The 7,219-nt window shown below is 68.1% G+C and carries 7 protein-coding genes; 4 read left to right on the top strand and 3 right to left on the bottom strand.

Annotation, left to right across the window (positions count from 1 at the left end; genetic code table 11):
* Together AC1DZ6_RS00590 and AC1DZ6_RS00585 are read right to left on the bottom strand one after the other, a co-directional pair.
* A partial coding sequence (locus tag AC1DZ6_RS00590) for an inorganic phosphate transporter (RefSeq protein WP_477095250.1) occupies positions 1 to 426 on the bottom strand: 426 nt, incomplete at its 3' end.
* The gene (locus AC1DZ6_RS00585) at positions 426 to 1,082 is read right to left on the bottom strand and encodes a DUF47 domain-containing protein (RefSeq protein ID WP_477095249.1); all 657 of its coding nucleotides are present in this window, start codon (positions 1,080 to 1,082) and stop codon (positions 426 to 428) included. The genes AC1DZ6_RS00585 and AC1DZ6_RS00590, both read right to left, overlap by 1 nt.
* Positions 1,083 to 1,291: 209 nt before the next feature.
* Here AC1DZ6_RS00585 and AC1DZ6_RS00580 point away from each other — a divergent pair, with 209 nt between their 5' ends.
* From AC1DZ6_RS00580 to AC1DZ6_RS00570, 3 genes are all read left to right on the top strand, one after another.
* Positions 1,292 to 1,762, top strand: a complete 471-nt coding sequence (locus AC1DZ6_RS00580) for a (2Fe-2S)-binding protein (RefSeq protein WP_477095248.1) — start codon at positions 1,292 to 1,294, stop codon at positions 1,760 to 1,762.
* Positions 1,759 to 3,942, top strand: a complete 2,184-nt coding sequence (locus tag AC1DZ6_RS00575; protein ID WP_477095247.1) for a xanthine dehydrogenase family protein molybdopterin-binding subunit — start codon at positions 1,759 to 1,761, stop codon at positions 3,940 to 3,942. The genes AC1DZ6_RS00580 and AC1DZ6_RS00575 overlap by 4 nt, the downstream gene beginning before the upstream one ends.
* Positions 3,943 to 4,058: 116 nt before the next feature.
* On the top strand, positions 4,059 to 5,405 hold the full coding sequence (locus AC1DZ6_RS00570) for an FAD-dependent oxidoreductase (protein WP_477095246.1): 1,347 nt from the start codon (positions 4,059 to 4,061) through the stop codon (positions 5,403 to 5,405).
* Here the strand turns inward: AC1DZ6_RS00570 and AC1DZ6_RS00565 are convergent.
* The gene (locus AC1DZ6_RS00565) at positions 5,402 to 5,581 is read right to left on the bottom strand and encodes a hypothetical protein (protein ID WP_477095245.1); all 180 of its coding nucleotides are present in this window, start codon (positions 5,579 to 5,581) and stop codon (positions 5,402 to 5,404) included. The genes AC1DZ6_RS00570 and AC1DZ6_RS00565 overlap by 4 nt on opposite strands.
* Before the next feature lie 184 nt (positions 5,582 to 5,765).
* On the opposite strand from AC1DZ6_RS00565, the gene AC1DZ6_RS00560 reads away from it, so the two are divergent.
* On the top strand, positions 5,766 to 7,166 hold the full coding sequence (locus AC1DZ6_RS00560; protein ID WP_477095244.1) for an MFS transporter: 1,401 nt from the start codon (positions 5,766 to 5,768) through the stop codon (positions 7,164 to 7,166).
* Positions 7,167 to 7,219 lie beyond the last annotated feature (53 nt).

Here is a 7,219-nt window from a genome sequence, read left to right as displayed (position 1 = left end):
CACCACGATGCCGGCCGCGGTCTTGCCCAGGCCCGCCCACTGCACCGCGCCGAAGCTGCCGACCTTGGCGACCGAGGCGCCGACCAGACCGCCGATCAGGGCGTGCGAGCTGGACGAGGGGATGCCGGCCCACCAGGTGATCAGGTTCCAGCTGATCGCGCCCATCAGGGCCGCGAAGATCAGTCGGTCGCCGATGATGTGGGGGTCGATGATCCCCGCGCCGACCATCTTGGCCACGCTGGTGCCGAAGAAGATGAAGGCGATGAAGTTGAAGAACGCCGCCCACAGCACCGCCCACTTCGCCGACAGCACGCGCGTCGAGACGATGGTGGCGATCGAGTTGGCCGCGTCGTGCAGGCCGTTCAGGAAATCGAAGCCCAGGGCGACGATCACCAGCACGACCAAAATGATGAAGGTCGGGTCCACTAGACCTGCTCGACCACGATGCCGCTGATGCGGTTGGCCACGTCCTCGAACCGGTCGACCACCTTCTCCAGGTGGCTGTAGATGTCGACGCCGACGATAAAGGCCATCGGGTCGCCAGTGGGGCCAATCTCGCGGTTGGCCAGGAACAGCGCCTTGCGGCCCTGGTCGTACATCAGGTCGGCCTGTTCCTCGATCTGGGTCACCTTGACGGCCAGTTCGGTCAGGCGGTGGGCGTTCTTGCGCATGTCGGGCAGCAGCGCCACGGCCTCGACGGTCAGCTCGGCGGCCTCGACGATGATGCGGGCCATCTCGCGCATCTGCGGCTCGAAGGTCTTGACCTCGAACAGGCTGACGACCTTGGCGGTCTTGCGCATCTGGTCGATGGCGTCGTCCAGCGACGTGGTCAGGTCCTGGATGTCGCTGCGGTCGAACGGGGTGATGAAGCTGCGGCGGATCTGGCCCATCACCTGGCGGGTGATCTCGTCGGCCTCTTCCTCGTGCTTGTAGACGCGGGCRCTGGCGGCCTCGACGCCGTCGCCGCCCTCCATCAGGTCCCGCAGCGCCTTGGCGCCCAGCACCAGGGTCGCGGCGTGCTGCGCGAACAGGTCGTAGAAGCGGTCTTCCTTGGGCATGACGGCCCGGAACAAGCCCAGCATGGTCGCTTCATCCTCTGTTCGAAGCGTGGAGAGTTTCGCGGACGTCCTTGTACGGAAGAACGCCCGGCGCGGCGGAGCGGAACCACGGAAGGCGGCCGCGTTCAACCCCTCGCATGACGGTTTTATGACAACTTTAGTGAGGGCGCGCCCTCTGGTCGCGGGCCCAAGCCTTTGGCACTCTGGCGTGGCGTCGGTTCGGGAGCAGCGGAATGTCGACAAGCCTGAAGGTCAACGGCCAGGTCCACACGGTGGACGCCGAGCCCGATACGCCCCTGCTGTGGGTGCTGCGCGACGTGCTGGGACTGGTCGGAACCAAGTACGGCTGCGGCGTGGCCCAGTGCGGAGCGTGCACGGTGCACATCGACGGCGTGGCCATGCGCTCGTGCGTCACCTCGCTGGCCCGGGTCGGCGCCAAGGCGGTGACCACCATCGAAGGCGTCGGCGCCAACCCCGTCGGCGCCAAGGTCCAGGACGCCTGGAAAGCCATCGACGTGCCGCAGTGCGGCTACTGCCAGGCCGGCCAGATCATGTCGGCCACGGCCCTGCTGGCGGCGGCGCCCAAGCCGACCGACGACGAGATCGACGCGGCGATGAACGGCAACCTCTGCCGCTGCGCCACCTACATTCGCATCCGCAAGGCCATCAAGGCCGCCTCCGGCCAGGTGGAGGCGCAGGCATGACCGCGACCCTTCTCGACAATCCTTCGCGCCGCCTGTTCCTCAAGACCGGCGCGGCCGCAGGTGGCGGCCTGCTGCTGTCGTTCAGCCTGCCGGGTCTGGTCCGGGCGGAGGGCGAGACCGTCGCCAACCCGTTCAACGCGTTCGTCCGCATCGCGCCTGACGGGGTTGTGACCATCGCCGCCAAGCGGCCGGAGATCGGGCAGGGGATCAAGACCTCGATGCCGATGCTGATCGCCGAGGAGCTGGACGTCGACTGGTCGGCCGTCCGCATCGAACAGGCCCCTATCGACGCCAAGGTGTTCGGCGAGCAGTCGGCCGGCGGCAGCACCTCCACGCCTGACGACTGGGAGCCTATGCGCCAGGTGGGTGCGGTGGGACGCGCCCTGTTGATCCAGGCCGCGGCCCAGCGCTGGAACGTCCCGGCCGCCGGCCTGGCGACCGAGCCCGGCTTCGTGGTCGAAAAGGCCGGCAAGCGCCGCGCGTCCTACGGCGAACTGGCCCAGGCCGCCGCCGGCTTGAGCGCGCCCGATCCCAAGAGCCTGGTCCTCAAGGACCCCAAGGCCTACCGCATCATCGGCAAGTCCCAGCCGCAGTCGGACACGCCGGACATTGTCGTCGGCAAGCCGCTGTACGGCATCGACGTGCGCGTGCCGGGCATGCTGTACGCCACGTTCCTGAAGGCCCCGGTGTTCGCCGCCAAGGTGGCCAAGGTCGACCTGGCCCCGRCCAAGGCGGTCAAGGGCGTGCGCCACGTCGTCGTGGTGGACGGCGGGACCGAGCTGGAAGGCCTGCTCGCCGGCGTGGTCGTGGTGGCCGACACCTGGTGGCAAGCGCGCAAGGGCCGCAACCTGTTGGAAGTGAGATGGGCCGACCATCCGACCAGCGCCCAGAGCAGCGCGGGCTTCATCGCCAAGGCCGCCGAACTGCACGGCCAGCCGCCACATCGGAACCTCAAGACCGTCGGCGACGTCGACGCGGCCCTGAAGGGCGCGGCAAAGATCGTCAGCGCCGACTACAGCTATCCGTTCAACGCCCACGCCACGCTGGAGCCGCAGAACTGCACGGCCAGCTTCAAGGACGGCAAGGTCGAGATCTGGGCCCCGGCCCAGAACCCCGAGGACGGCCGCGAGCTGGTGGCCAAGACCCTGGGGATCAAGCCCGACGACATCACCATCCACTTCACCCGCAGCGGCGGGGGCTTTGGCCGCCGGCTGATGAACGACTTCATGGTCGAGGCGGCGTGGATCTCCAAGACGGTCGGCGCGCCGGTCAAGCTGCTGTGGACCCGCGAAGACGACATCCAGCACGACTTCTACCGCCCAGCCGGCTTCCACCGGTTGACGGCGGGGCTGGACGCCCAGGGCGGGCTGACCGCCTGGCGCAACCACTTCGTGACCTTCGGCGAGGGCCAGAAGTTCGCGCGGGCGGCCAATATCGGCGGCACACAGTTTCCCTTCGGGGCGGTGGAGAACTACGCCCAGGACGTCTCGGTCATGCCGCTGGGGGCGCCGACCGGCTGGCTGCGCGCCCCGGGCAACAACGCCTACGGCTTCGTGTTCCAGGGTTTCACCGACGAGGTGGCCCACGCGGCGGGCGCGGATGCGGTCGAGTTCCGCCGCAAACTGCTGGGCGCGCCCCGGCTGATCGGTGAGCCGGGCAAGGGCGACAGCTTCCATACCGGCCGCATGCGCGCCGTGCTGGACAAGGCGGCCGAGGCGTCCGGCTGGGGCCGCAAGACCGAGAAGGGCGTCGGCCTGGGCGTGGCCTGCCACTACAGCCACCGCGRCTATGTGGCGGTGGTCGTCGAGGCGGCCGTGGCCGATGGCAAGGTCGAGGTCCGCAAGGCGTGGGCGGCGGTCGATGTCGGTCGGCAGATCGTCAATCCGAACGGCGCCGAGCAGCAGGTGCAGGGCTCGGTCCTCGACGGGATCGGCAGCACCCTGGCCCAGCAGATCACCATCGAGAACGGCGCGGCGGTCCAGAGCAATTTCGGGGACTTCCCGATGCTGCGCTTCGCCGACGCGCCGGATGTCGAGGTGCACTTCGTGATCAGCGACAACCCGCCCACCGGCCTGGGCGAGCCGGCCCTGCCGCCGGCTCCGGCCGCCCTGGTCAACGCGATCTTCGCGGCCACCGGCAAGCGGATCCGGACCTTGCCGATCGGTGATCAACTGGCCTGAGGGACGCGGCGCGACACAACGTCTCAAGGCCGAGTTTAGGGCTGGTTCACCACGTCCGGCGGGGCGGTCTTAACCTTATTGCGCCAGGGTGGTTCTCGAACGGGGACCATCGCGTCATGGGGCAGCACGTCGAAACCTTGGTGATCGGGGCCGGGCCGGCCGGCCTGACCGCCGCCTATGTCCTGGCCAAGGCGGGGCGCGATGTCGCCGTGCTGGAGATGGATCCAAGCCAGGTCGGCGGGGCCAGCCGCACGATCGACCATCACGGATTCCGGATCGACCTGAACGGCGGGGCCTACGCCTCGACCTCGCCCAGCGTGCTGGCCCTGTGGTCGGAACTGCTGCCGGACGGCTTCGTCGAACGCCCGCGCGCGGCGCGGATCTATCATCGCGAGCGGCTCTACGCCTATCCGTTGAAGACCTTGGAGGCCCTGGCCTATCTGGGCCTGCGCGGCGGGGCGGCCTGCCTGGCCTCGTTCGGCCTGGCCAAGATCCGCCCGATCAAGATTCCCCGAACCTTCGGCGACGAGATCCGCAACCGGGTCGGCGCCAAGCTGTCGGCGATGCTGTTCCTGCCTTTCGCCGAGAAGGTGTCGGGCCTGATCCGCGACCAGATGCCGGCCGGCCGCGCCAACGCCGCCAAGCCGACGGCTAGCCTGCGCTATCCCCGCGACGGGGCCGGCTCGGTGTGGCGGGCCTGCGCCGACAAGATCGCGACCCTGGGCGGCGAAGTCGCCTTGGGCCGCCGCGTGGAGACGCTGAAGTTCGACACCGCCGCCAAGCTGTGGACGGTATCGATCCTGCGCGAGGACGGCGCTCATGAGATCCGCACCGCCGACCACGTGGTCTCGACCGCGCCGCTGCGCGATCTGATGAGCATGCTGCGGCCGACGCCGATCAGCCTGTTCCACGCCGGCGAGCTGATGTACCGCGACCAGATCACGGTCGCCCTGGTGGGCCGCACGCGCAAGTCGCTGCGCGAGACCGCCATCGACGTCCATGACACCGACCTGCAGGTCGGCCGGGTGCAGAACTACCGCGCCTGGTCGCCGGCCATGGCCCCGGAAGGCGAGGCCGCCAGCTGCCTGGGCCTGGAATATTTCTGCTTCGAGGGCGACGGCCTGTGGACGGCCAGCGACGCCGACCTGGTGGCCCTGGCCTGGCGCGAGGCCGCGGTGATGGGGCTGATGGATCCGACCGCCGTTAGCGACGCCCTGGTCGTGCGGCAGCGCAAGGTCCTGCCGATCGAGGACGCGGACTGCGCCGAGCACCGGGCGATGATCCGCCTGGACCTGAAGATGCAGTTCCCCAGCCTGCACCTGGCCGGCCGCAACGGCCTGCACCGCGACGGCGAGCGCGACCAGGCCACGCTCAGCGGTCTGCTGACCGCCGAGAACATCCTGGCGGGCGAAGCCGCCCACGACGTGTGGAACGTCTCGGCGCCGAGCCGCGTAGCCGCCTAGGCGGTCGCGCGCTCACGCCGCGCCGCATCGGCGGACGGACTGGCGCTGCGCATGGCTTCCGGCTCCCTCAGGGAGCGGGCGGACCAGCACAGCAAGTGCGTGAAGGCGTCGGCCAGACCGATCACGGCGATCACGGTCACCAGGCCCGACGTCAGCAGAATGGCGATCATCGACATCACGGTCTTCCCATCGACGGGGATTTGTCGGAGTTTTGGGCTTAACCGTCGAATCGGGTGATCGGTTCCCACAAGTGTCTCGACGGGCCTTAGGGACGGTCGGTTCGGCGTCCGCGCTTGACAACGTTGTCACCGTCGGGGTGGATGTCGCGTCCCGCAACGTCGGACAGGGAGTGAAAACAACATGGCAGGTACCGGTGCAGCGCAGGCTCCGACGAACGGAGCGGCCCCCAGGTCGGGAGGGGGCGGCCTGATCCTGGCTGTCGTCTACGTCACGGCCCTCTTCTTCATCTGGGCGTTCGTCACCAATCTGATCGACCCGCTCGTGAAGAGCATGAAGGTCATCTACACGCTGACCGACTTCGAGACGCAGCTGAACCAGTTCGCGTTCTTCATCGCCTACGGGATCATGTCGATCCCCTCGGCGGCCTATCTGGCCAAGAACGGCTACGCCAAGTCGATCGTGCTGGGCCTGACCGGCATCGTCGCCGGCTGCCTGATCGCCTGGTCGACGACCTTCTCGCACAACTTCATCACCGTGCTGCTGGGTCTGTTCGTGGCCGCTTCGGGCATCACCCTGCTGCAGGTCGCGGCCAACCCGCTGATCGCCTCGATGGGCGACCCCAAGGGTTCGCACTTCCGCCTCAACCTCTCCCAGGCCTTCAACTCGATGGGCGCCTATGCGGGTGGCATCTTCGGCGCGAGCTTCCTGCTGAAGGGCCCCCTGTTCGAAAAGGRCGTGGTGGTCACCGAGGCCATGAAGGCCACCGGCCTGGGCTTCGTCACCAACGTCTATCTGCTGATCGCCGTGATCCTGGCCTTCTTCACCCTGGCCGTGTTCCTGGTGCGCAACACCATCACTCACCACGCCCCCAAGATGGCCGAGCACGCGGAATCGCCGTTCAAGGCGCTGCAGTCCAAGTGGGCCAATCTGGGCGCCTTGGGCATCTTCCTCTACGTCGGCGCCGAGGTCTGCGTGATCTCGGGGATGATCTTCTTCCTCGAGCAGAAGCAGATCCTCGACGTGCCCTCGCAGGTCGCAGGCTTCGTCGGTCCGATCTTCATGCTGTTCGCGATGTTCGGCCGGTTCGGCGGCTCGGTGCTGCTGCGCTACGTCAAGGCCACCACCATGCTGGGCATCGTCGCGGCCTGCGCCACGGGCCTCTGCGCCCTAGTCATCGCCACCTATCACATGCCGGCCACGCCCCTGGGCGGAACGATCCACCTGCCGGGCGACTATGTCGCGCCGCTGACCATGGGCTTCATCCCGGGCGTCGCGGCGATCCTGATCGGCCTGTTCAACTCGATCATGTTCCCGACCATCTTCACCATCACCCTGGAACGCTCGTCTGCCCCGGCATCGGCGACCTCGGGCCTGATGTGCATGGCCATCTGCGGCGGCGGGTTCATCTCGATCCTGTACGGCTTCACGGTGGACCAGTTCATCCACAACTTCCCGATCGGGGCCCGCTCGCTGGCCTTCATCGTGCCGCTGGTCTGCTATCTTTACGTCCTGTGGTTCTCGTTCGCGGCGCGCGGCGCCAAGGTCCACGAGATCCAGGAAGACGTGGTCGCGGCGCACTAAGCCAAGATCCCGATCGGACCGAAGGAGCCCGGGCGTTCGCGCCCGGGCTTTTT

It is taken from the genome of Caulobacter sp. P1_B12_2 (assembly GCF_056406675.1).
The sequence above is the reverse complement of the archived record's forward strand: the minus strand, read 5'-3'. Positions and strand labels throughout refer to the sequence as shown.